Source organism: Sphingomonas aquatilis, assembly GCF_014196115.1.
Lineage (GTDB): Bacteria > Pseudomonadota > Alphaproteobacteria > Sphingomonadales > Sphingomonadaceae > Sphingomonas > Sphingomonas aquatilis.
Genome location: NZ_JACIDB010000009.1, coordinates 100,230 through 125,794 on the forward strand (window position 1 = coordinate 100,230; position 25,565 = coordinate 125,794).

Genomic DNA, 25,565 nt, shown 5'->3' on the forward strand with positions numbered 1-25,565 from the left:
TCGTGACGCGCTTGCCGCACAGACCGCGGAGATGACGCCCCCCGCCACCTCGCCCGCACCCTCGCTGATCGGCAGCCATCGCAGCGTCTCGGTGCCGACCGGCGGATCGGGCTGGCGGCGGCTGGCGGCCTTCATGGGGCCGGGCTTCCTCGTCGCCGTCGGCTATATGGACCCCGGCAACTGGGCGACCGACATCGCCGGCGGGTCGGCCTTCGGTTACACCTTGCTGTCGGTCATTCTGCTGTCGAACCTGATGGCGATCGTATTGCAGGCGCTCTCCGCCCGACTGGGCGTCGCCTCCGGCCTCGACCTCGCGCAGGCCTGCCGGGCCTATTACAGCCGTCCAGTGTCGTTCGCGCTGTGGGCGCTGGCGGAGGTCGCGATCATCGCCTGCGACCTGGCCGAAGTGCTGGGCACGGCGATCGCGCTGAAACTGCTGTTCGGTATCCCGCTGGTCTGGGGCGTGATCCTGACCGCGCTCGACGTGTTCCTGATCCTGGCGCTGCAACGCTATGGCTTCCGCAAGATCGAAGCGTTCATCATCGCGCTGCTCGTCATCATCGCGGGCTGCTTCGCGTTCGAGCTGTTTCACGCAAAGCCGGACGTCGGCGCGATGCTCGCAGGCCTCGTCCCCAGCCCCGGTATCGTCACCGATCCAGCCAAATTGTACCTCGCGATCGGCATCCTCGGCGCGACGGTGATGCCGCACAACCTCTATCTCCATTCCTCAATCGTCCAGACCCGCGCCTTCGAACCCACCGACGCCGGCAGGGCCGAGGCGGCGCGGATGGCGACGATCGACGGCACGATCGCGCTGGGCCTCGCCTTCTTCATCAACGCGGCCATCCTCGTGACGGCGGCGGCGGTGTTCCACACCGCGGGCCGCACCGAAGTCGCCGAGATCGATGAGGCCTATCGCCTGCTCGCCCCGATGATGGGCGTCGGCGCGGCGAGCGTCGTGTTCGGCATCGCGCTGCTCGCCTCGGGCCAGAACTCCACCGTCACCGGCACGCTGGCCGGGCAGATCGTGATGGAGGGCTTCCTCCAGCTCCGCCTGCCCGTCTGGCTGCGCCGCCTCGTCACGCGGCTGCTCGCGATCGTGCCGGCGGTGATCGTCGTCGGCGCGAGCGGCGATGGTGGTGCGACCCGGCTGCTGGTGCTGAGCCAGGTCATCCTCAGCCTGCAACTGCCCTTCGTCGTGGTGCCGCTGGTCCTGTTTACCGGCCAGTCACGCGTCATGGGCCGCTTCGTCAGCCCGCGTTGGTTGCGTCTGCTCGCCTGGCTGATCGCCGCGATCATCATCGGGCTCAATCTGACGCTGCTGGTCGGCATGCTGTGATGCCACTTCGGCCATTTAGAGGGTGACTTTCGCCGGCACCTATCGTTTAGTTACGGCAGCGTATCCCTCTTCTTCCCCGGATCGATCGTGACCGAACCAGCTGCCGCACCGACCCCTGCGCAGACCCATGCGCTCGCCCCCGATCTCGCCAGCGAGATCGTCGACACCCTCGTCCATCGGATCGGCAAGGACCGGCAGGCCGCCCGCCCGCACGATTGGCTCGCGGCGACGATCTTCACGCTGCGGAACGAGATCATCGAACGCTGGATGCGGTCGACCAAGGAGGCGCACGCGGCGGGCGCAAAGCGGGTCTATTATCTCAGCCTCGAATTCCTGATCGGGCGGTTGCTGCGCGACGCACTGTCGAACCTGCGGCATAACGAGGAGGTCGCGCAGGCACTGGCCTCGCTCGGCGTCGACCTTGCGGTGATCGAAGAGATCGAGCCGGACGCGGCGCTCGGCAACGGCGGCCTGGGGCGGCTGGCCGCGTGTTTCATGGAGAGCCTCGCGAGCCTCGACCTGCCGGCCTATGGCTATGGCATCCGCTACGTGAACGGCATGTTCCGCCAGCGGCTGGACGATGGCTGGCAGGTCGAGCTGCCCGAAACATGGCTCGCCCACGGCAACCCCTGGGAGTTCGAGCGGCGGGAAAGCGCCTATTTCGTCGGTTTCGGGGGCGAGGTGACGACGCTGGCCGACGGCCGCAGCCACTGGTCGCCCGCCGAGGCGGTGGAGGCGGTCGCCTTCGACACGCCGATGGTCGGCTGGCGCGGCAAGCGCGTCAACACGCTGCGGCTGTGGAACGCCCGCGCGTTCGATCCGATCAAGCTGGACCAGTTCAACGCCGGCGATTTCGAAGGCGCGCTCGCCGGGCAGCTCCGCGCGGAAACGCTGACCCGCGTCCTCTATCCCAATGACAGCACGCCTGCGGGCCAGGAGCTGCGGCTGCGGCAGGAATATTTCTTCTCGTCCGCCTCGATCCAGGACATCGTCCGCCGCCACGTTCAGTATTTCGGCGATATCCGCACGCTGCCGGACAAGGCGGCGATCCAGCTCAACGACACGCATCCGGCGGTGTCTGTCGCCGAACTGATGCGGCTGCTGAAGGATTTCCATGGCCTGACCTTTGACGAGGCGTGGGACATCACCCGCAAGACCTTCGGTTATACCAACCACACGTTGCTGCCCGAGGCGCTGGAAAGCTGGCCGCTGCCGCTGTTCGAACGGCTGCTGCCGCGGCACATGCAATTGGTCTATGCGATCAATGCCAAGCTGTTGCGCGAGGCGCGCGACAGCGGTGCCGACGATCGCGCGATCGCCGCTATCAGCCTGATCGACGAAGGCGGCGAGCGTCGCGTCCGCATGGCGAACCTCGCCTTTGCGGGCAGCCACAGCGTCAATGGCGTGGCAGCGCTGCACACCGATCTGATGAAGAAGACGGTCTTCGCCGACCTCCACCGTCTCTATCCCGATCGGATCAACAACAAGACCAACGGCATCACCCCGCGCCGCTGGCTGCAGCAGTGCAATCCCGGATTGACCGATCTGATCGAAAACGCGATCGGCGACGGCTTCCGCGACGATGCGCAGGCGCTGACCGCGCTGGCCCCCTTCGCCGACGATGCGGGCTTCCGCGACCGCTTTGCCGCGGTGAAGCGCGCGAACAAGGTGGCGCTCAGCCAGTATCTGCATGACACGATGGAGCTGAAGCTCGATCCCGATGCGATCTTCGACGTGCAGATCAAGCGCATCCACGAATATAAGCGCCAGCTGCTCGGCATCGTCGAGACGGTCGCGCTGTACGACCAGATCCGCAGCCACCCCGAGCGCGACTGGACGCCGCGCGTCAAGCTGTTCGCCGGCAAGGCGGCCTCGAGCTACCACAACGCCAAGCTGATCATCAAACTGGCGAACGACGTCGCCAAGCGGATCAACGCCGATCCCGCGGTCGGCGATCTGTTGAAGGTCGCCTTCGTCCCCAATTACAACGTCAGCCTTGCCGAACGCATCATCCCGGCGGCCGACCTGTCCGAACAGATTTCGACCGCGGGCATGGAGGCATCGGGCACCGGCAACATGAAGTTTGCGCTCAACGGCGCGCTGACGATCGGCACGCTCGACGGCGCGAATATCGAGATCCGCGACCATGTCGGCGCCAACAACATCTTCATCTTCGGCCTGACGGCTGAGGAGGTCGCCGACAAGCGAGCCAGCGGCTATCGCGGTACGGACGCGATCGGCGCGTCGCGCGAATTGGCGCAGGCGGTGAACGCAATCGCCTCTGGGGTGTTTTCTCCGGACGATCCAAATCGTTACGGGGGACTGATGGACGGCATTCGCGATCACGACTGGTTCATGCTGGCCGCCGACTTTGACGGCTATGCCGCCGCCCAACGCATGGTCGATGCCCGCTGGAGCGATCCCGCGGCATGGGGCCGATCGGCCGTGCTCAACGTCGCTAACATGGGCTGGTTCTCGTCCGATCGCACGATCGGTGAATATGCGCGCGACATCTGGAACGTGATGTGAAGCCGCCGCGTGGCGCCATCGCTGCCCTGCTCGCCGGGCGCCACGACGATCCCTTTTCGCTGCTGGGTGTCTTCGCCGGTCCGAACGGCACGTTCGCGCGCACGCTGATCCCCGGCGCGGAAACCGCAGAGGCGTATGACCTGTCGGGCACCCCGCTAGGCCGCGTGAACCGTGTCGACGACGCCGGCCTGTTCGAAGGCGCGATCGACGGCGATCCGCAGCCGGTGAAATACCGCGCGCAAGGTTATGGCGCCGAATGGTGGGTGACGGACCCTTACAGCTTCGGCCCGGTGCTCGGCCCCACCGACGATTATCTGATCGCGGAAGGATCGCATTTCCGCCTCTACGACAAGATGGGCGCGCATCTGATCGAGCATCAGGGCGCGAGCGGCATGCACTTTGCCGTCTGGGCCCCGAATGCACAGCGCGTGTCGGTGGTCGGCGACTTCAACGACTGGAACGACACCCGCCACGTCATGCGCCGCCGCGCCGACATCGGCGTGTGGGAGATTTTCCTGCCCGATATCGGTGCCGGCCGCAGCTATAAGTTCGCCATCCTCGGCCCGGACGGCACGCTGCAACCGCTGAAGGCGGACCCCTTCGCCTTCCAATCCGAACTGCGTCCGAAGACCGCGTCGATCACCACTTCGCCGTCCGCGCATGACTGGGGCGACGCCGCCCACCGCGACAGCTGGTCGAAGCTCGATCCCCGCCGCGTGCCGATGAGCATCTACGAGGTCCATGCCGGCAGCTGGGATCGCGACGAAAACGGCTGGTATCTGTCGTGGGACGCGCTCGCCGACCGCCTGATCCCCTATGTCGTCGACCTGGGCTTTACCCACATCGAATTCATGCCGATCAGCGAACACCCCTATGATCCGTCATGGGGCTATCAGACGACCGGACTCTACGCGCCCTCCGCGCGCTTCGGCGATCCGGACGGCTTCGCGCGCTTCGTCGATGGTGCGCACCGGGCTGGGATCGGCGTGCTGCTCGACTGGGTCCCCGCGCACTTCCCCGTCGACGTCCACGGTCTCGCCCGATTCGACGGCACCGCGCTGTACGAACACGAAGACCCGCGCCTCGGCTTCCACCCCGACTGGAATACCGCGATCTACAATTTTGGGCGGCGCGAGGTACGCAGCTTCCTAATCAACAACGCTTTGTTCTGGACCGAACGCTACCACGTCGATGGGTTGCGCGTGGATGCCGTCGCCTCGATGCTGTACCGCGACTACAGCCGCAAGGCCGGCGAATGGATCCCGAACGACGAGGGTGGCCGCGAGAATTGGGAGGCCGTGCATTTCCTGCGCGACATGAATCGCGCGGTGTACGGCAAGCGCGACGGCGTGTTCACCGTCGCCGAGGAATCGACCAGCTGGCCGGGCGTCTCCACCCCCGCCTCCGACGACGGGCCGCGCACCAACCTGGGCTTCGGGTTCAAGTGGAACATGGGCTGGATGCACGACACGCTCCAGTATTTCGCTCGCGAACCGATCCACCGGCGGCATCACCATGGCGAAATCACCTTCGGCCTCGTCTATGCCTTCGACGAGAATTTCGTGTTGCCGCTCAGCCATGACGAGGTCGTCCACGGCAAAGGGTCGCTACTCGCCAAGATGGCCGGTGACGACTGGCAGCAGTTCGCGAACCTGCGCGCTTATTACGCCTTCATGTGGGGCTATCCCGGCAAGAAGCTGCTGTTCATGGGCCAGGAGTTCGCGCAGCGACAGGAGTGGAGCGAGGATCGTGCGCTCGACTGGCATTTGCGCTGTTCGTCGTCGCATGAGGGGATTCGCAATCTCGTCCGCGACCTCAACCGCCTGTATCGTGAGACACCCGCGCTGCATGCGCGCGACTGCGAGGGCGAGGGCTTCGAATGGCTGATTGGCGATGATGCCGCCAATTCGGTCTTCGCCTGGCTGCGCAAGGCGCCGGGCGAGAAGCCGGTGGCGGTGATCGCCAACCTGACGCCGGTCGCGCGCGCACCCTATCGCGTGCCGCTGCCGCACGACGGGCGCTGGCGCGAGATCATCAATTCCGACGCGCACCATTATTGGGGCTCCGGCCTCGGCAATATGGGGGGCGTCGACGCGAAGGACGGCGCGGCATGGGTGACACTGCCACCGCTCGCGACCATCATGCTGCAATACGACGGTTGACCGATCCAGGGGCAGGAGGTCGACGTACCGATAATAGGAGGATGCCAGTGGTAGACAGACGAGGACAGCCCCTATCGCGTGATGCGATGGCCTATGTGCTGGCGGGTGGCCGCGGCAGCCGGCTGATGGAACTGACCGACACGCGCGCCAAGCCCGCGGTCTATTTCGGCGGCAAGAGCCGGATCATCGATTTCGCGCTGTCGAACGCGATCAATTCGGGCATCCGCCGCATCGGCGTTGCGACCCAGTACAAGGCGCATTCGCTGATCCGCCACTTGCAGCGCGGCTGGAACTTCCTGCGCCCGGAACGCAACGAAAGTTTCGACATCCTGCCCGCCAGTCAGCGGATCAGCGAGTTCCAATGGTATGAAGGCACCGCCGACGCGGTTTACCAGAACATCGACATCATCGAGGCTTATGACGTCGAATATATGGTTATCCTGGCCGGCGATCACATCTACAAGATGGATTACGAAGTGATGCTCCAGCAGCATTGCGACAGTGGCGCCGACGTCACCGTCGCGTGTATGGAGGTGCCGCGGATGGAGGCGGTCGCGTTCGGCGTGATGCACGTCGATGAGACCGACCGGATCATCGACTTCGTCGAAAAGCCCGCCAATCCGCCGTCGATCCCGGGCCAGCCCGACATCGCGCTCGCCAGCCTCGGCATCTACGTCTTCCGCACGAAGTTCCTGATCGAGCAGTTGCGCCGCGACGCCGACACACCCGGCTCCGCGCGCGATTTCGGCAAGGACATCATCCCCTACCTCGTCCAGCACGGCAAGGCGCAGGCGCACCGCTTCTCGGCAAGCTGCGTCCGCACCAGCGAGGAACCCGCCGCCTATTGGCGCGACGTCGGCACGGTCGACGCCTATTGGGAGGCGAACATCGACCTCACCGATGTCATCCCGCAGCTCGACGTCTACGATCACGAATGGCCCATCTGGACCTACTCCGAGATCACGCCGCCCGCGAAGTTCGTCCATGACGAAGAGGGCCGGCGCGGCTCGGCGGTGTCGAGCCTGGTGTCGGGTAATTGCATCGTGTCGGGCTCGTCGATTCATCGCAGCCTGCTGTCGACCGGCGTACGCGCGCACAGCTTTTCGGCCCTCGAGGAAGCTGTCGTGCTGCCCTATTGCCACATCGGCCGCGGCGCCCGCCTGAAGCGCGTGGTGCTCGATCGCGGCGTCGTCATCCCGGACGGGCTCATCGTCGGGGAGGACCCGGAACTCGACAGCCGCCGCTTCCGCCGGACCGACAAGGGCATCTGCCTGATCACCCAACCGATGATCGACCGCCTGGCGCTGTGACCCTGTCGGTTCTCTCGGTCGCGTCCGAAGCCTTTCCGCTGGTGAAGACCGGCGGGCTGGCGGACGTCGTCGGTGCCCTCCCCGACGCGCTCAGCCCGCATGGTATCGCAACGACCACGCTGCTCCCCGGCTATCCCGCGCTCGCCAAGACGGTGAAGGGTGCGACGGTCGTCCACCGCTGGCCCGACTTGCTCGGCGTTGAGGCGCGGCTGCTGGCGTCGCACATCGGCGAGCATCCGCTGCTGGTGCTCGACGCGCCCGAATTGTTCGCACGGCCCGGCGGACTCTATGGCCAGACCGACGACTGGCAGCGGTTTGCGGCGTTCGCCTTCGCGGCCGCCGAGATCGCCGCGGGCGTGGTGCCGGGCTATCGCTTCGACCTGCTTCACGCCCACGACTGGCAGGCGGCGATGGCACCCGCCTATCTCCGCTTCCTGCACGCCGATCGCCGTCCGGCGAGCGTGATGACCGTCCACAATATCGCCTTTCAGGGCCAGTTCGGCGCGGAGGTGTTCGCTGACCTCGGCCTGCCCGCGATGGCCTATGCGATCGACGGCGTCGAATATTATGGCGGCGTCGGCTTTCTGAAGGCGGGCCTCGCCTCGGCCGATGCGATCACCACCGTCAGCCCGACCTATGCGGCCGAAATCCGCGAGGGCCGCTTCGGCATGGGCCTTGAAGGCCTCATCGAAGCGCGCCGCGACCGCGTCCACGGCATCGTCAACGGCATCGACCCCGCGGTCTGGAACCCGGAAACCGACGCCGCCCTCCCCAGCCGCTACACCACGCGCGCGCTCGGCCGGCGCAAGGCGAACAAGCGCGCGATCGAAAGCGTATTCGGATTGGAAGGGGGGGACGGCCCCCTGTTCACCGTCATCAGCCGCCTGACGTGGCAGAAGGGCATGGATGTCCTGACGCAATGCCTCGACGAACTCGTCGCGCTCGGCGGACGGCTGGCGCTGCTGGGATCGGGCGACGCGCATCTGGAGGCGGCATTCCTTGCCGCCGCCGCGCGCTATCCCAATCGGATCGGCGTGCAGATCGGCTATGACGAGCCGCTCTCGCATCTGCTGCAGGGCGGCGCCGACGCCATCCTGATCCCGTCGCGCTTCGAACCGTGCGGGCTGACCCAGTTGTACGGCCTTGCTTATGGCTGCGTGCCGATCGTCGCGCGCACGGGCGGCCTCGCCGACACGGTCATCGATGCTAACGAAGCGGCGCTCGCCGCCGGCGTCGCCACCGGTTTCCAGCATGGCGAGACCGGCTACCACACCCTCGCGCACGCGATCCGCCGCGCGATTGCCGCATATGCCCGCCCCGATCTATGGTGCATCCTCCAGCGCAACGGGATGCGCGCCGATTTCTCCTGGGGCCAAAGCGGCCGCCGTTACGCCGACCTCTACAAGACCCTGACAGGACACGCATGATCCGCACCTGCCCGACCCAGCCTTACACCGACCAGAAGCCCGGCACCTCGGGCCTCCGCAAAAAGGTGACGGTGTTCCAGCAACCCAATTACGCCGAGAATTTCGTCCAGTCGGTGTTCGACGTCATCGACGGCAAGCAGGGCGCGACGCTCGTCATCGGCGGCGACGGCCGCTACCTCAACCGCGAGGTGATCCAGAAGGCGATCCGCATCGCCGCCGCCAACGGCTTTGGTCGGGCAGTCATCGGCCGCGGCGGCATTCTGTCGACGCCGGCGGCCAGCAACATGATCCGTATCCGCAAAGCGCTGGGCGGCCTCGTCCTATCGGCGAGCCACAATCCCGGCGGCCCGACCGAGGATTTCGGCATCAAGTATAATATCGCCAACGGCGGCCCCGCTCCCGAAAACGTCACCGAAGCGCTGTACCAGCGTACCAAGGTGATCGACCGCTGGCTGACCGTCGACGCGGCGGACGTCGATCTTGATACGATCGGCGAAACGCAGGTCGGCGATATGACGGTCGAAATCGTCGATCCGGTCGCCGATTATGCCGCTTTGATGGAGCGGCTGTTCGACTTCGCTGCCATTCGTGCCGCCGGTCTGACCATGGCATTCGACGCGATGAGCGCCGTTACCGGCCCCTATGCGACCGAAATCCTCGAAAACCGTCTCGGCTTCGCGAAGGGCACGGTGCGCAACGGCACGCCACTGGAGGATTTCGGCGGCCATCACCCCGACCCCAATCTCGTCCACGCGCATGCGCTGTACGACACGATGATGGCCCCCGACGCGCCCGATTTCGGCGCCGCCTCGGACGGCGACGGTGACCGCAACCTCATCATCGGCCGCGGCCGATTCGTGACCCCATCCGACAGCCTCGCGATGCTCGCCGCCAATGCGCATCTTGCGCCGGGCTATGCGGGGGGGCTGAAGGGCATCGCCCGATCGATGCCGACCAGCGCCGCCGCCGATCGCGTCGCGGCGGCCAAGGGGCTGCCGATCTTCGAAACGCCCACGGGATGGAAGTTCTTCGGCAATTTGCTCGACGCCGGCATGGCGACGATCTGCGGGGAGGAAAGCGCGGGCACCGGGTCCGATCATGTGCGGGAGAAGGACGGCCTGTGGGCGGTCCTGCTGTGGCTCAACATCCTCGCCGTTCGCGGCCAATCGGTCGATGCGATCGCGCGCGATCACTGGGCGACCTACGGCCGCAACTATTACGCCCGCCACGATTACGAAGGCGTGGAGAGCGATCGCGCCGATGCGCTGATGGCAGAGCTGCGCGGCAAGCTCGGCACGCTTGCCGGCACGCAGGTCGCCGGCCTACGCATCGCGGAAGCCGATGATTTCGCCTATACCGATCCCACCGACGGGTCGGTCAGCCGCAACCAGGGCGTGCGCATCCTGTTCGATGGCGGCAGCCGCGTCGTCTTCCGCCTGTCGGGCACGGGCACCAGCGGCGCGACATTGCGCGTCTATCTCGAACGCTACGAACCCGCCGACGGCGACCTCGACCGCGATACCGGCGAGATGCTCGCCGATATCGTCGCCGCAGCGGATGCGATCGCCGGGATCGTTCGCCACACCGGCCGCACCGAGCCCGACGTCATCACGTGAGCGTGTCGCTCGGCGCCGAAGTCGTGGACGGCGGCACCCGTTTCGCTGTGCGCAGCGCGACACCGGTCACGCTCTGCCTGTTCGACGATGCCGGCGAGCGACGCATCGCCATGACCGGTGCCGACGGCGTCTGGCATGCGGAGGTCAAAGGCGCTGGTGTCGGCACGCACTACGGCTATCACGCGGCTTCCGACTCAGCGAAACTGCTGGTCGATCCCTATGCGATCCAGCTGGACCGGCCGTTCCACTACGACCCGTGCCTCGGCGAGCCGGGCATCGACACGACCGCGCTGGTCCCCCGCGCCATCGTCACGCCGCCCCCTACCGTACCTGTCGCCCCGGCCCTCTTCACCCCCGGCGGCCTGATCTACGAACTCAACGTCCGCGGCTTCACCATGCTGCACCCGGACGTACCGGAGGCGCAGCGCGGGACGATCGCCGCCCTCGCCCATCCCGCTGTCATCGCGCATCTCAAGAAGCTCAAGGTCGCCGCGATCGAGCTGATGCCGATCGTCGCATGGATCGACGAACGCCACCTTCCGCCCCTCGGCCTGACCAACAGCTGGGGCTACAATCCGGTCGTCCCGATGGCGATCGACCCGCGGCTCGCCCCCGGCGGCGTCGCCGAACTGGTCGAGACGGTCGCCGCCCTCCGCAGCGCCGGGATCGGCGTGATCCTCGACCTGGTCTTCAACCACACTGGCGAGAGCGACCGCCTCGGCCCGACATTGTCGCTGCGCGGGTTCGATGAGGCGCTCTATTACGCGCACGCGCCCGACGGCAGCCTCGTCAACGACACCGGCACGGGCAACACACTCGATTGCAACCGGCCGGAGGTTCGCGCGCTGATCCTCGACAGCCTGCGCCATTTCGCCCGGTGCGGGGTCGACGGCTTCCGCTTCGACCTCGCGACGATCCTCGCCCGCGGCCCTGGCTTCGATCCCCATGCGCCGATCTTCGCGGAGATCGCGGCTGACCCGCTGCTCGCCAGCCGCGTCATGATCGCCGAGCCGTGGGACATTGGCCCCGGCGGCTATCAGCTCGGCCAGTTCCCCGACCACTGGCTGGAGTGGAACGACCGCTACCGCGACGACGTCCGCCGCTTCTGGCGCGGCGACGGCAGCGCTGGCGACCTGGCCACCCGCATCGCAGGATCGGCGGACCTCTTCGGTCCCGGCGACACGCGCACGGTCAACTTCCTCGCCGCGCACGATGGCTTCACGCTCGCCGATCTCGTCAGCTATGCCGAGCGCCACAACCACGCCAATGGCGAGGACAATCGCGATGGCCATGGCGACAATCTCAGCTGGAACAATGGCGTCGAGGGGCCGAGCGACGATCCCGCCATCCGCCAGCGCCGCCGTGACGGCCTCCGCGCGCTGCTCGCCACGCTGTTCGCCTCGCGCGGCACGATCATGCTGACCGCCGGCGACGAATTCGGCCGCACGCAGCAGGGCAACAACAACGCCTATGCGCAGGACAATGCGATCGGCTGGATCGACTGGCAGAACCGTGACCGCGATCTCGAGGACTTCGTCGCCGCCCTCGCCGCCTTTCGCGCAGCCAACCGACTGGACGCCATAGCCCCCTACGCCAACGCCGACTGGCGCGCGCTCGATGGCGAGGTCATGACGCCGGGTCGCTGGCACGACGCGCCCGGTTTCGAACTTCGCCTGGCCGACGGCGGCGCCCAGATCGTGCTGCGTATCGATCGCCAGACCCGCCGCGTCTCGCTGAGCGGTAGAACCATCGTGGAGAGCCGATGATGATCCGACCGCTGCTGCTTGCCCTGTCGACGCTGCTCGTCGCCGCCACGCCGCTGTCGCCCGCACAGCGCTTCGGCGAGTTGTTCCGCGCGGTGCAGATGCAGCGCGTCTTCCCCGATTCGAAGACCTTCGCCGACGCCCAGCCGCGCCGCAGCGATGCCGCGATCATGAAGGCCTATCACCATTGCGCCTGCAAGGATCGCGCGGCGCTCGAAGCCTTCGTGCAGGCGAACTTCACGCTGCCGATCACGCCGACCGTGCCGCCACCGTCGGCCAAACTCTCGCTCACCGCGCATATCGATGCACTGTGGCCGCAGCTCACGCGCACCTTGCCGAGCGTCGCGCCAGGTTCGTCGGCGCTGCCGTTGCCCAAACGCTTCGTCGTCCCCGGCGGCCGGTTTCGCGAAATGTATTATTGGGACAGCTGGTTCACGATGCTGGGCCTGCAAGCCTCCGGACGGCAGGATCTGGTCGAAGACATGATCGTCGACTTCGGCAGCCTGCTCGATCGCTACGGCCGCATCCCCAACGGCACGCGCACTTATTATCTCAGCCGCTCGCAGCCGCCCTTCTTCTACCTGATCGCCGGCATGTCGAAGCGTGCCGACACGCTGGCGCAGCGCACCCGCTGGCTGCGCGCCGAGCATGACTTCTGGATGCGCGGCGCCGAAGGCCTGCGGGCCGGCGAGGCGAGCGCCCGCGTCGTCCGCCTCAGCGACGGCAGCCTGCTCAACCGCTATTGGGATGACCGCGACGATCCCCGCGACGAAAGCTATCGCGAAGACGCGCTGCTCGCGCAGGCGAACCCCGGTCGCGACGCCAAGGTCCTTTACCGCGATCTGCGCGCGGGCGCCGAGAGCGGATGGGACTTCAGTTCGCGGTGGCTCGCCGATGGCAAGACGCTGGCGACGATCCGCACGACGCGCGTCGTCCCGGTCGATCTCAACAGCCTGCTCTACGGGCTCGAACGCAGCATCGCGACGAATTGCCGGACGCTGAAGGACGATCCCTGCGCCAGCCGCTACACCGCGGCGGCAGACGCCCGCGCGGTGGCGATCAACCGCCATCTTTGGAACGCCGCCGGCTATTATGCCGATTACGACCTGGATGCGGACACGGTCGCGGGCGGGCGCACCGCCGCCATGGCCTTCCCCCTGTTCGTCGGCATCGCGACGCCCGATCGCGCCCAAGCCACTGCCAAGGCGCTGGCCCCGCTGATCGGCGAGGGCGGGCTTCGCACGACGCTGGTGGACACCGGGCAGCAATGGGATGATCCCAACGGCTGGGCGCCCTTGCAATGGGTCGCGATCACGGGGCTCGAACGCTATGGCGAAGCCGCGCTCGCCCGCCGGATCGCCGCCCACTGGCTGGCCAGCGTGACCCGCGAATATGACGCCAGCGGCAAGCTGCTGGAAAAGTACAACGTTGTGCAGCGCCTGCCCGGCGGCGGCGGTGAATACCCGCTGCAGGACGGGTTCGGCTGGACCAACGGCGTCACCCGCGCGCTCATCGCCAAGGGGTTTACCACAGCGCAATAGCTGCATAACATCGGTTATGGCCACCGCCGCCCCCGACCGGACGCTCCGCGCGACGGACCTTACGCCACGCGATTGGCTGGAGGCGGGGCAGTCACTTCTGCGGCGGGGCGGCCTGCGGGCGCTGAAGCTGCGTCCGCTCGCCACGGAGCTTAACGTTTCGACCGGCAGCTTCTATCACCATTTTACCGACTTCGACGCCTATCAGGGCCGGCTGGCGGAGTATTTTGCGGGCGAACATCTCGCCAGCATCCTCGACACGATCATGAAGGCGGAGCGAAATCCCGTCGATCGCATCCGCCTGCTCGCCGAGATCGTCCGCCGGCGGGGTCTGTTCCGTCTCTCACTCGCGATGCGCGCCTGGGCCGAAAGCGATCCCCGTGCGCAGGCTGCGGTCGAACGCAACGACGCGCAGGTCCTCGCCTTCCTGTCGCATTGCCTCGAAGCGAACGGCCTCACGCCGCATCAGGCACGCGTGCGCGGCTATGCGTTGATGACGCTGGGTCTCGGCAAGGTCCACGCGCCCGATCTCGATCGGCCGGCACTGATGGAGGAGCTGATCGCGCTCCTCTGCACACCCACGGATGCGACGGTCGAAACGGCCGCGCAGGAGGAGAGAGCATGGCAGACCAAGGCTTCGACTATATCGTCATAGGGGGCGGCTCGGCCGGCTGCGTCATGGCGGCGCGCCTGTCCGAAGACCCCGCGGTCCGCGTGCTGCTGATCGAAGCCGGTGGCCAAAACCGAGACCTGCTCGTCCGCATGCCGGCCGGCGTCGGCGAGCTGATCAAGACGAAGAGCAAGCACAATTGGGGCTTCTGGACCGCCCCCGAACCGCACCTCGACAACCGTCGCCTGTGGTGGCCGCGTGGCAAGGGGCTGGGCGGCAGCTCGGCGATCAACGGCATGATCTATTCGCGGGGCCATCCGCGCGATTACGATCGCTGGGCGCAATCCGGCCTCGCCGGGTGGGGCTGGGACGACGTCCTCCCCTATTTCCGCAGGCTGGAGGGGCATCATCGCAACGGCCCGCTGCACGGGACCGACGGCCCGCTGCGCGTCTCGCCGGGCGAAAGCGACAGCCCGTTCAACGCCGCCTTCATCGCCGCGGGGCGACAGGCCGGCTATCCGATCACCGACGATTTCAACGGCGCGCATCCCGAAGGCTTCGGCCCCTATGACCTGACCATCGCCAACGGCCGGCGCTGGACCGCGGCGGAGGCGTATCTGTTCCCCGCCTTGGACCGGCCGAACCTGACGATCGCGACGGAGGCGCGCACCACGCGGATCGACGTGCAGGGTGGCAGGGCGGTCGCGGTCGACTATGTAGTCGGGCGCGAGCCGCGCCGGGCGACCGCCTCCGGCGAAATCCTGCTGTGTACGGGCGCCGTGCAGTCGCCGCAGCTGCTCCAGCTATCAGGTATAGGCGATCCTGCGCATCTGCGCGGCGTCGGCATCAAGACCGTGCATGAGCTACCCGGTGTCGGGCGCAACCTGCAGGATCATCTCGACGTCATCATGAACTGGCGCAGCCGCGGCCTGCGCACGGTGTTCAGCGAAGTGAAGGGCCTGCGCCAGCTCGGCGTTGGCCTCCGCTATGCGCTGACCGGCAAGGGCGTCGGACGCCAGAACTTTCTCGAAGCCGGCGCCTTCATCCCCTCGCGCGAGGGCCTCGACCACCCGGACATTCAAATCCACGCGGTGCTCGCGATCATGCGCGACCACGGCAAGGTCAAGGCGACCGAAGACGGCTTCTCGCTCCACCTCTGCCAGCTTCGCCCCGAAAGCCGCGGACGCATCGGCTTGGTGTCGGATGACCCATTGGCCGATCCGCTGATCGAGGCGAATTACCTCAGCACGCCCGAAGACCGCCGCGTCCTGCGCGAGGCGGTGACGATCGGTCGCGACGTGGTGGCGCAGGTAGCGCTCGATCCTTATCGTGACGCCGAACTGGCACCTGGGCCGGACGTACGGGGCGATGCCGCGATCGACGCCTGGGTCCGCCAGACGGCAGAGACGATCTATCACCCGATCGGCACCTGCAAGATGGGCGCGGAACGCGACCCGATGGCGGTGGTGGACGGTCAGCTACGGGTGCGCGGCATCACGGGCCTGCGCGTGGTGGATGCATCGGTCATGCCGAGCCTCGTCAGCGGCAACACCAATGCCCCGACGATCATGATCGCGGAGAAGGAGGCAGATATGATCCGGGGCATCGCGAAAACCCAGTTGGCGGCCTGATCGCTTACCCCACTCCCCCGCCACCCCGTTCCCCTCCCCGCGCATCGCTTGCCCCAAACATCCCGTCACCCCGGACTCGTTCCGGGGTCCACTCCGCGGCGAGGGGGACGGCAGGAGGCTCAAACGCGACCCCCGCGGCCCGGTGGACTCCGGACCAAGTCCGGAGTGACGGAGTGTGTGGGGCTCCCCTCCCCGCGCATCGCTTGTCCCAAACACCCCGTCACGCCGGACTCGTTCCGGGGTCCACTCCACGGCGAGGGGGACGGTAGGATGCTCAAACGCGACCCCCGCGGCCCGGTGGGCTCCGGACCAAGTCCGGAGTGACAGCGCGTGTGGAACTTCCCTTCCGCGCACGGCGCCACGCCAGCGATTGGCGGTTCAGCGCCGCAAGATCGGCCCGCCCCTCCACGACGTCGTGCCCCAACGCCACTGCCCGCGCCAGCAGCCCGCCATCGATACATCGATACGCCGGCCGTCCGGCGACCGCATTATACCACACCCCGCCGACGACCGCGTCGAGCAAGATCCGCTGGAAGCAATGGTCCGCCCGCACCGGCCAGACACGCGAGCGCGCGAGACCCGGTAGGGTCCCGCGCGTCAGCTCCAGCCATTCGGCCTCCAGATCGGCGCGGGAACGCTCCGCTCCCCCGCCGTCCGACATCAGATGTGGATCGGCTTACCCGTCACGGCCATCGCCGCTTCCTTGATGGCCTCGGAATGCGTGGGGTGGGCGTGGCAGGTGTAGGCGATATCCTCGCTGGTCGCGCCGAACTCCATGGCCTGCGCCGCCTGCGCGATCATCGTGCCGGCGACGCTGGCGATCGCCCAGACGCCGACGACGCGATCGGTCTTGGCATCGGCGATGATCTTCACGAAGCCGTCCGGCTCGTGATTGGTCTTGGCGCGGCTGTTCGCCATCATCGGGAACTTGCCGACCTTGATCTCGCCCTTGGCCTTGGCCGCCTCTTCGGTCAGCCCGACGCCGGCGAACTCGGGCATCGTGTAGACGACGCTCGGGATCACGTCATGGTTCACGATGCCGGTCAGGCCAGCGATGTTCTCGGCGACCGCAATGCCCTCATCCTCGGCCTTGTGCGCGAGCATCAGGCCGGGTGCGACGTCGCCGATCGCCCAGATGCCAGACACGCTGGTCGCGAAGTCGTGGTCGATCTCCACCTGTCCGCGCGCGTTGACCGACAGGCCCGCGGCTTCGAGGTTCAGGCCATCGGTGTTCGGCTTGCGACCGATCGCCAGCAGCACGGCATCGGCGGTGATCGTTTCGGCCGCGCCACCCGCGGCGGGCTCCACGGTCAGGGTCGCGGTGTCGCCCGCCACGGTGACGCCCGTCACCTTGGTGGACAGCTTGAACTCCATACCCTGCTTCTTGAAGATCTTCTGCGCTTCCTTGCGCACGTCACCATCGAAGCCCGGCAGGATCTGGTCGAGATATTCGACCACCGTCACCTTCGCGCCCAGGCGGCGCCACACGCTACCCAGCTCCAGGCCGATCACACCGCCGCCGATGACGACCATATGCTCGGGCACCTTCGGCAGCTCGAGCGCGCCGGTGCTGTCGACGACGACCTTCTGGTCGACCGTCACGCCCGGCAGCGGCGTGACCGACGATCCGGTCGCGATCACGATGTTCTTGGCGCGCACCGTCTGGCCCGCGACCTCGACGCTGTCCTTACCGGTGAAGCGCGCATGGCCCTTCAGCCACGTCACCTTGTTCTTCTTGAACAGATATTCGATGCCGCCGGTCAGCTGCTTCACCGCGTCGCGGCGCTGGCCGTGCATCGCGTCCAGGTCCAGCTCGGGCGTCACCTTGATGCCCATCTTGGCCATCGCGCCATTGGCTGCCGCATCGAAATATTCCGACGCGTGCAGCATCGCCTTCGACGGAATGCAGCCGACGTTCAGGCAGGTTCCGCCCAGCGTCCCGCGCGCCTCGGCGCAGGCGGTCTTCAGCCCCAGCTGCGCCGCGCGGATCGCCGCGACATAGCCGCCGGGGCCGGCACCGATCACGAGGACGTCATAGTCGTAGTCTGCCATCATTTCCTCCAACCGTCATGCCAGCCGACGCTGGCATCTCGTGCGGCAGGAAGCGATGCTCCCCGCGAAAGACCCCGACCTCCGCCGGGGTGACGTGTCTATATAGATACTTACAGGTCGATCAGAATGCGCGTTGGATCCTCGATCGCATTCTTCAGCGCGACGAGGAAGGTCACCGCCTCGCGGCCGTCGATCAGACGGTGGTCGTAGCTGAGCGCCAGATACATCATCGGACGCACCACGACCTGGCCGTTCACCACCACCGGGCGATCCTCGATCCGGTGAAGGCCCAGCACCGCCGACTGCGGCGGGTTGATGATCGGGGTCGACATCAGCGATCCGAACACGCCGCCGTTCGAGATGGTGAAGGTGCCGCCCTTCATCTCGTCCATCTTCAGCGTGCCATCCTTGGCGCGGCGGCCGAAGTCGCCGATCGTCTTCTCGATGCCCGCAACCGACAGGTCCTGCGCGTCGCGGATGACCGGCACGACCAGGCCGTTCGGGGCCGAGACGGCGACCGAGATATCGGCATAGTCGTGATAGACGATCTCATCGCCTTCGATCGACGCGTTGACGGACGGAATGTCCTTCAGCGCCATCGTCGCGGCCTTCACGAAGAAGCCCATGAAGCCCAGGCGGACGCCGTGCTTCTTCTCGAACAGGTCCTTGTACTTGGCGCGCGCCTCGATCACCGCGGTCATGTCGACGTCATTGAACGTCGTCAGCATTGCGGCGGTGTTCTGCGCTTCCTTCAGGCGCTTGGCGATCGTTTGACGCAGGCGCGTCATCTTGACGCGCTCTTCCTTGCGGCCACCCGCGGGGGCGGCAGCCGGAGCGGCAGCAGCAGGCGCTTGCGCGGTCGCAGCCGGCTTCGCCGCGGCGGCAGCGGCCACGTCTTCCTTGGTGATGCGGCCGTCCTTGCCCGTGCCGGTGATCGACGCGGGGTCGAGGCCGTATTCCAGCACGGCGCGACGGACCGACGGCGACAGCGCCGCCGGCGAGTCGCTCGATGCCTCAGGCGCCGCAGCGGCCGGAGCAGGCGCAGCCGGGGTGACTGCCGGAGCCGGCGCAGCGGCAGGCGCCGCCGCCGCACCACCACCCGCTTCGATCGTCGCGAGCATCGCGCCGACCTGCACGGTATCGCCGACCTGCACCGCATGCTGCCCCATCACACCGGCGACCGGCGAGGGCACTTCCACCGACACCTTGTCGGTCTCAAGGCTCGCGATCGGCTCGTCGGCCTTCACGGGGTCGCCGGGCTGCTTCAGCCATTCGCCGACGGTGGCTTCGGTGATCGATTCGCCCAGAACGGGAACGGTGACTTCGGTTGCCATCTCTTGCATCCTTCTCCCCGGGGAGGGGGTCTTCAACGGGGAAAGTGGTTAGCTGCTCGGGGACTGGGTCGGCCGGGCGGTGGTGGTGGAGCCCTCGCTGCGGGTCCGGCGGATTTCCTCGCGCACGTTATGGCCAAGCGCATCGGCGACGAGCGCGCCCTGCTCGGCGGTGTGCCGCTTCATCAGACCCGTGGCAGGCGATGCCGCCGCGGCGCGACCAGCGTAGCGAGCACGCTTCACCGCGCACTGCGCCTGCGCGAGCGACTCCTCGATCAGCGGCTCGACGAAGAACCAATAGCCGTTGTTCTTCGGCTCTTCCTGCGCCCAGACCACGTCCTTGAGGTTCGGCATCCGCGCGATCCGGCGAGCAAGCGCATCGCCTGGGAACGGATAGAGCTGCTCAATCCGCACGATCTGCGTGCCGGTATCGCCCGCCGCGTTGCGCGCTTCGATCAGGTCGTAGGCCACCTTGCCCGTACACAGCACCAGCCGCGTCGTATCGGCATCCGCCGCACCATTGGTGTCGGACAGGATGCGCTTGAAGTGACTGTCGCCCTGGAACTCGGCCGCCGTCGACACCGCCAGCTTGTGGCGGAGCAGCGACTTCGGCGTCATCACGATCAGGGGCTTGCGGAAGTTGCGGTGCATCTGCCGGCGCAGCAGGTGGAAGTAATTCGCCGGCGTGGTGCAATTCGCGACCTGTATATTGTCCTGCGCGCACAGCTGCAGGAAGCGCTCGGGACGCGCCGAGCTATGCTCCGGCCCCTGCCCTTCGTAGCCATGCGGCAGCAGCATCACGAGGCCGTTGGCGCGCAGCCACTTGGCTTCACCGCTCGCGATGAACTGGTCGATCATGATCTGCGCGCCGTTGACGAAGTCGCCGAACTGCGCCTCCCACATGACAAGCGTCTTGGGGTCCGCCAGCGCATAGCCGTATTCGAAGCCGAGCACGCCATATTCTGAGAGCGGGCTGTCGAGCACCTCGAACCGGCCATGCTCCACCGTCGTCAACGGCACGTACTTGTGCTCGTCGGTCTGGTCGACCCACACCGCGTGGCGCTGGCTGAACGTGCCGCGACCCGAGTCCTGCCCGGACAGGCGCACGCCATAGCCTTCCGACAGCAGCGAACCGAAGGCCAACGCCTCGCCGGTCGCCCAGTCGAAATTCTCGCCGGTCTTGAACATCTGGCGCTTGGCATCGAGCACGCGGCCCAGCGTCTTGTGGATCTGGATGCCCTCCGGCACCGTCGTCAGCGTACGACCCAGCGCGTCGAACAGCTTCATCTCGATGCCGGTTTCGACGTTGCGCCGCTCGGTGCCACCATCGGTCGGCGCCGACAGGCCGGTCCAGCGACCCGCGAACCAGTCCGCCTTGTTCGGCTTGTAGCTCGCGCCCGCCTCGAACTCGCCTTCCAGCAGCGTCGTGAACTGATGGACCTTCTCATCCATCCACGCCTGGTCGATCACGCCTTCCTGGATCAGGCGCTTGCCGTAGATTTCGCTAACGCCGGGGTGCTGGCGGATCTTGTTATACATCAGCGGCTGCGTGAAGCCCGGCTCGTCACCCTCATTGTGCCCGAAGCGGCGATAGCACCACATGTCGATCACGATGTCGCGGTGGAACTTCTGGCGGAACTCGATCGCCATCTTGGTGGCGAAGGTCACCGCCTCGGGATCGTCGCCGTTGACGTGGAACACCGGCGCCTGCACGCCCTTCGCCACATCCGACGGATAAGGCGACGACCGCGCGAACTGCGGGCTGGTGGTGAAGCCCACCTGGTTGTTGATGATGAAGTGAACGCAGCCGCCCGTGTTGTAACCACGGATGCCGGAGAAGCCGAGGCATTCCCAAACGATGCCCTGGCCCGCGAACGCCGCGTCGCCGTGGATCAGCACGGGCAGCGAGGCGCTGTGTTCCTTGAGGTCGTTCGCGATCGTCTGGATCGCGCGCGTCTTGCCGAGCACGACCGGGTCCGCCGCCTCGAGGTGCGACGGATTGGCGACCAGCGACATATGCACCTTGTGCCCGTCGAACTCACGGTCGGTCGAGGTGCCGAGGTGATACTTCACGTCACCCGAACCGCCGATCTCGTCGGGCTGCGCCGAACCGCCGGCGAATTCGTGGAAGATGACGCGCAGCGGCTTGGCCATGACATTGGCGAGCACGTTCAGGCGGCCGCGGTGCGCCATGCCGTACACGATCTCGCGCACGCCGGCCTGGCCGCCGTACTTGATGACGCTTTCCAGCGCCGGGATCATGCTCTCGCCGCCGTCGAGGCCGAAGCGCTTGGTCCCGACATACTTCTTGCCGAGGAACTTTTCCCATTGCTCGGCCTCGATGACCTTGCTCAGGATCGCGCGCTTGCCGTCGACGCTGAACTCGATCGCCTTGTCCTTGCCCTCCATGCGGTCCTGCAGGAAGCGGCGCTCCTCGACATCGACGATGTGCATGTACTCAAGGCCGACGTTGCCGCAGTAATTGCGGCGCAGCGTGTCGACCAGCTCGCGCACGGTCGCCCATTCGAAACCGAGCGTTCCGCCGAGGTAGACAGGGCGATCGATGTCGGCGTCGGTGAAGCCGTGATACTCGGTGCGCAGATCCTCCGGCATGTCGCGGTGCGAAAGGCCGAGCGGATCGAGATTGGCGGCAAGGTGGCCACGGACGCGATAGGTACGGACCAGCAGCTGCGCGCGGATCGCGTCGCCCGCCGCCTTGATGATGTCCTCCTTGGACGGGGCGGCGCCAGCGGCCGGCGCGGGCTTGCCGCCGCCCTTCGCAGGCTTGGGCGCCGGCTCCATCTGCGTGGGATCGAGCCCCGCGGTCAGGTCGTCGGTCGTGGTCAGCGGCCAGCGCTTGTTGGTCCAGCTCGGACCGCCGGTGCCGGCCTCGAGGCCTTCGAAGAAGCTGCGCCAGCCCAGATCGACCGACGACTGGTCGGCCTGATATTTGGCATAGAGCGCCTCGATGAACGCCGGGCTGACGCCCGCCGCGATATCGCCGAAATCCTGACCTTCGTAGCCCATGGTCTTCTTCCTAATCCCCTCTCCCACCGGGAGAGGGAGGGGCCCGCCGCTCGTCAGAGCGGTGGGAGGGTGAGGGTCGAGGGGAAGGCTGCCGCCCTCACCCTTCCGCGGCTCTGCCGCTCCCTCCCTCTCCCGCCGGGAGAGGGAATTTACTTGTTCAGCACCTGCAGCAGGGTCGAACCCAGCTCGCTCGGCGACGCCGCGACCTTGATCCCGGCCGCTTCCATCGCCGCGATCTTGCTTTCCGCATCGCCCTTGCCACCCGACACGATCGCGCCGGCATGGCCCATGCGACGGCCAGGAGGCGCCGTGCGGCCCGCGATGAAGCCCGCCATCGGCTTGCTACGGCCGCGCTTCGCTTCGTCGATCAGGAACTGCGCCGCCTGCTCTTCCGCATCGCCGCCGATCTCGCCGATCATGATGATCGACTGGGTCTCGTCGTCGGCCAGGAACAACTCGAGCACGTCGATGAAGTTGGTGCCGTTGACGGGATCGCCGCCGATGCCCACCGCGGTCGTCTGACCCAGGCCAGCGTTCGAGGTCTGGAACACCGCCTCATAGGTCAGCGTGCCCGAGCGCGACACGACGCCGACCGAGCCCTTCTTGAAGATAGACCCCGGCATGATGCCGATCTTGCACTCACCCGGCGTCAGCACGCCCGGGCAGTTCGGACCGATCAGGCGCGACTTCGAGCCCGACAGAGCGCGCTTGACCTTGACCATGTCGAGGACCGGAATGCCCTCGGTGATGGCGACGATCAGCGGGATTTCCGCATCGATCGCTTCCAGGATCGAGTCGGCCGCGAAGGGCGGCGGCACGTAGATCACGCTCGCGTCAGCGCCCGTCTTCGACTTGGCTTCAGCGACGGTGTTGAAGACCGGCAGACCGATATGCTCGGTGCCGCCCTTGCCCGGCGTCACGCCGCCGACCATCTGCGTGCCATACGCCAGCGCCTGCTGGGTGTGGAACGTGCCGGTTTCACCCGTCATGCCCTGGGTGATGACCTTGGTGTTCTTGTTGACGAGGATGCTCATCTTAGCTCCCAACTCCCTTGTGTCCCCGCGAAGGCGGGGACCCAGTCCTGAGCTCCCGCCTGCGCGGGAGCACGATCGCTCAAAACAATGACTCGTACAGGTCGAGCCAATCCGGATTCTTCTCTTCGATCAGCCGCAGCTTCCAGTCCCGGTTCCACTTCTTGAGCTGGCGTTCGCGAAGTCGCGCACTGTCCAGTTCGTCATGGGCCTCATACCAGACCAGGAGCCTGCAACCGTATATCTTGGTGAACCCGTCGATCAGGGCATTGCGGTGTTGATAGGCCCGCTTCGCCAGATCACTCGTGACACCTAAATATATCGTTCCGTTCAGTCGGCTCGCCATCATGTAGACGTAGCCAACCTTGGTCATCCCTCGCCCCCTTGTGCTCCCGCGAAGGCGGGAGCACAGTACTGGGTCCCCGCCTTCGCGGGGACACAAGGGTATTTAGGACGCAATCTTACGCCAAGCTCTCGTCGATACCCTTGCAGGCGACGAGCAGTTCCTTGACCGCGTCGACCGAGACCTGAAGGTTGGCCTTCGCCTCGTCCGACAGCTTGACCTCGACGACCTTCTCGACACCGCCAGCGCCGATCACGACGGGCACGCCGACATACAGGTTGTCGATGCCATACTCACCCGACAGGTGCGCCGCCGCAGGCAGGATGCGCTTCTGGTCGTAGAGATAGGCTTCGGCCATCGCGATGCCACTGGTGGCGGGCGCGTAATAGGCCGAGCCGGTCTTGAGCAGCGCGACGATCTCGCCGCCGCCGCCGCGGGTGCGCTTGATGATCTCGTCGACCTTTTCCTTGGTCGAGAAGCCCATTTCGATCAGGTCGCTGACCGGGATGCCGCTGACGGTCGAATATTCCAGGACCGGGACCATGGTGTCGCCGTGGCCGCCGAGCACAAAGGTGTTCACGTCCTTCACCGACACGCCGAACTCTTCGGCGAGGAAGTGGCTGAAGCGCGCCGAGTCGAGCACGCCCGCCATGCCGACGACCTTGTTCGCCGGGAGACCCGAGAATTCGCGCAGTGCCCAGACCATCGCGTCGAGCGGGTTGGTGATGCAGATGACGAAGGCGTCGGGCGCGTTGGCGGCGATGCCCTCGCCGACCGCCTTCATCACCTTCAGGTTGATGCCGAGCAGGTCGTCGCGGCTCATGCCAGGCTTGCGCGCGACACCGGCGGTGACGATGATGACGTCCGCGCCCGCGATGTCGGCGTAGTCGTTGGAACCCTTGACGTTCGCGTCGAAGCCCTCGACCGGGCCGCACTGCGACAGGTCGAGTGCCTTGCCCTGGGGAACACCCTCGACGACGTCGAACAGGACGATATCGCCCAGCCCCTTGAGCGCGGCGAGGTGCGCCAGCGTGCCGCCGATGTTGCCGGCGCCGATCAGCGCGATCTTCTTGCGAGCCATTCCAATCCTACTCCATTGGCCCCAACGGGGCGAGGCGTGATTGGTCATGCCGCATAGGCCTGTTACGGCAGGGGCACAACCACCTAAAACTCGCTCGCCGGATTTATCGTCGATAACGGTTCGCAATAGCGATAAGCGGATGGGGCTGGATTTCGGAGCGGGTTGTTAACCCTTCTGCGATACCGCGGGCGCGTGATGTCGCAGCCCTCCCGCCCGGATCGCGCCCTGTCCGCGATCGACGTGCTCCGCTTTGCGTGCGCGGCGATGGTGGTGGGATATCATTACGGCTTCGCCTTTCCACTCACGCCGCCCCGCCCGCTTGCCGGCGTCGTCGCGGCGCCGGTCAACGGGCTCTGGTTCGGGTGGGTCGGGGTCGAGCTGTTCTTCGTTATTTCGGGCTACGTCATCCTCGGAACGGCCGAACGACGCGACACGCGCCAGTTCGTCCGCGCGCGCGTGCTGCGGCTCGTCCCCGCCGTCTGGATCTGCGCGACCACCACCGCTTTGCTGCTACTGACGGTCCCCGGCGTCGATATCGGTTCCGTGGCGCACGGCTGGGTCGACGCGGTGGCATTCGTGCCCATCGGCGTCCAAATCGACGGATCCTACTGGACCCTGGCCATAGAAATCGCATTCTACGCCCTAATCACCACTTCCCTCGCGCTCGGTAGGGGCGAGCGCGTGTCAATCGGCGTCCAAAAAGGACCCCCTATCGGCGTCCAAAAGGGACCCCGTTTGTCGAGCGGTGTGACGGGTATGGCGGGCGTGCCGTTCG

General features: G+C 66.6%; 17 protein-coding genes. 11 read left to right on the forward strand and 6 right to left on the reverse strand.

Translation table 11 applies throughout. The features are described from left to right. The first annotated feature begins 31 nt into the window (after positions 1–31). The 10 genes from GGR47_RS15930 (at position 32) to GGR47_RS15975 (ending at position 15,925) form a co-directional block, all read left to right on the forward strand. On the forward strand, positions 32–1,339 hold the full coding sequence (locus tag GGR47_RS15930; protein ID WP_147035609.1) for an Nramp family divalent metal transporter: 1,308 nt from the start codon (positions 32–34) through the stop codon (positions 1,337–1,339). Between the two features lie 87 nt (positions 1,340–1,426). Further along, a complete protein-coding gene (locus tag GGR47_RS15935) occupies positions 1,427–3,868 on the forward strand; it encodes a glycogen/starch/alpha-glucan phosphorylase (RefSeq protein WP_147035608.1) in 2,442 nt (813 codons plus the stop codon). Next, positions 3,865–6,030, forward strand: a complete 2,166-nt coding sequence (gene glgB, locus GGR47_RS15940) for a 1,4-alpha-glucan branching protein GlgB (protein WP_147035607.1) — start codon at positions 3,865–3,867, stop codon at positions 6,028–6,030. The genes GGR47_RS15935 and glgB overlap by 4 nt, the downstream gene beginning before the upstream one ends. Before the next feature lie 47 nt (positions 6,031–6,077). Next, complete coding sequence (gene glgC / locus GGR47_RS15945; RefSeq protein WP_147035606.1) at positions 6,078–7,340, forward strand: glucose-1-phosphate adenylyltransferase; 1,263 nt, start codon at positions 6,078–6,080, stop codon at positions 7,338–7,340. Beyond that, entirely contained in the window at positions 7,337–8,767 is a 1,431-nt protein-coding gene (glgA, locus tag GGR47_RS15950; RefSeq protein ID WP_147035605.1) for a glycogen synthase GlgA, read from the forward strand. The genes glgC and glgA overlap by 4 nt, the downstream gene beginning before the upstream one ends. Further along, complete coding sequence (locus GGR47_RS15955; protein WP_147035604.1) at positions 8,764–10,383, forward strand: alpha-D-glucose phosphate-specific phosphoglucomutase; 1,620 nt, start codon at positions 8,764–8,766, stop codon at positions 10,381–10,383. The genes glgA and GGR47_RS15955 overlap by 4 nt, the downstream gene beginning before the upstream one ends. Further along, positions 10,380–12,149: a glycogen debranching protein GlgX gene (gene glgX / locus GGR47_RS15960; protein WP_147035603.1), complete on the forward strand. Its 1,770-nt coding sequence runs from the start codon at positions 10,380–10,382 to the stop codon at positions 12,147–12,149. The genes GGR47_RS15955 and glgX overlap by 4 nt, the downstream gene beginning before the upstream one ends. Beyond that, positions 12,146–13,687, forward strand: coding sequence for an alpha,alpha-trehalase TreA (treA, locus tag GGR47_RS15965; RefSeq protein ID WP_147035602.1), 1,542 nt, complete (start codon positions 12,146–12,148; stop codon positions 13,685–13,687). The genes glgX and treA overlap by 4 nt, the downstream gene beginning before the upstream one ends. Before the next feature lie 16 nt (positions 13,688–13,703). Beyond that, the gene (locus tag GGR47_RS15970) at positions 13,704–14,339 is read left to right on the forward strand and encodes a TetR/AcrR family transcriptional regulator (RefSeq protein WP_147035601.1); all 636 of its coding nucleotides are present in this window, start codon (positions 13,704–13,706) and stop codon (positions 14,337–14,339) included. Beyond that, positions 14,306–15,925: a choline dehydrogenase gene (locus GGR47_RS15975; protein ID WP_147035600.1), complete on the forward strand. Its 1,620-nt coding sequence runs from the start codon at positions 14,306–14,308 to the stop codon at positions 15,923–15,925. The genes GGR47_RS15970 and GGR47_RS15975 overlap by 34 nt, the downstream gene beginning before the upstream one ends. A gap of 660 nt (positions 15,926–16,585) precedes the next feature. Here GGR47_RS15975 and lpdA read toward each other — a convergent pair. From lpdA to mdh, 6 genes are all read right to left on the reverse strand, one after another. Next, on the reverse strand, positions 16,586–17,977 hold the full coding sequence (lpdA, locus tag GGR47_RS15980; protein WP_147035624.1) for a dihydrolipoyl dehydrogenase: 1,392 nt from the start codon (positions 17,975–17,977) through the stop codon (positions 16,586–16,588). A gap of 110 nt (positions 17,978–18,087) precedes the next feature. Continuing rightward, entirely contained in the window at positions 18,088–19,311 is a 1,224-nt protein-coding gene (gene odhB / locus GGR47_RS15985; RefSeq protein WP_147035598.1) for a 2-oxoglutarate dehydrogenase complex dihydrolipoyllysine-residue succinyltransferase, read from the reverse strand. A gap of 48 nt (positions 19,312–19,359) precedes the next feature. Then, positions 19,360–22,335 (reverse strand): 2-oxoglutarate dehydrogenase E1 component, encoded by a 2,976-nt coding sequence (locus GGR47_RS15990; RefSeq protein WP_147035597.1) that lies wholly within the window; start codon positions 22,333–22,335, stop codon positions 19,360–19,362. 149 nt (positions 22,336–22,484) lie between these two features. Beyond that, entirely contained in the window at positions 22,485–23,369 is an 885-nt protein-coding gene (gene sucD / locus GGR47_RS15995; RefSeq protein ID WP_147037432.1) for a succinate--CoA ligase subunit alpha, read from the reverse strand. 79 nt (positions 23,370–23,448) lie between these two features. Next, positions 23,449–23,739, reverse strand: a complete 291-nt coding sequence (locus GGR47_RS16000) for a GIY-YIG nuclease family protein (RefSeq protein ID WP_147037433.1) — start codon at positions 23,737–23,739, stop codon at positions 23,449–23,451. A gap of 88 nt (positions 23,740–23,827) precedes the next feature. Next, positions 23,828–24,790, reverse strand: a complete 963-nt coding sequence (gene mdh / locus GGR47_RS16005) for a malate dehydrogenase (protein ID WP_147037434.1) — start codon at positions 24,788–24,790, stop codon at positions 23,828–23,830. 195 nt (positions 24,791–24,985) lie between these two features. Between mdh and GGR47_RS16010 the strand changes: the two genes are divergently transcribed. Continuing rightward, the coding region (locus GGR47_RS16010) for an acyltransferase family protein (protein WP_246343089.1) at positions 24,986–25,565 on the forward strand (580 nt) is incomplete at its 3' end.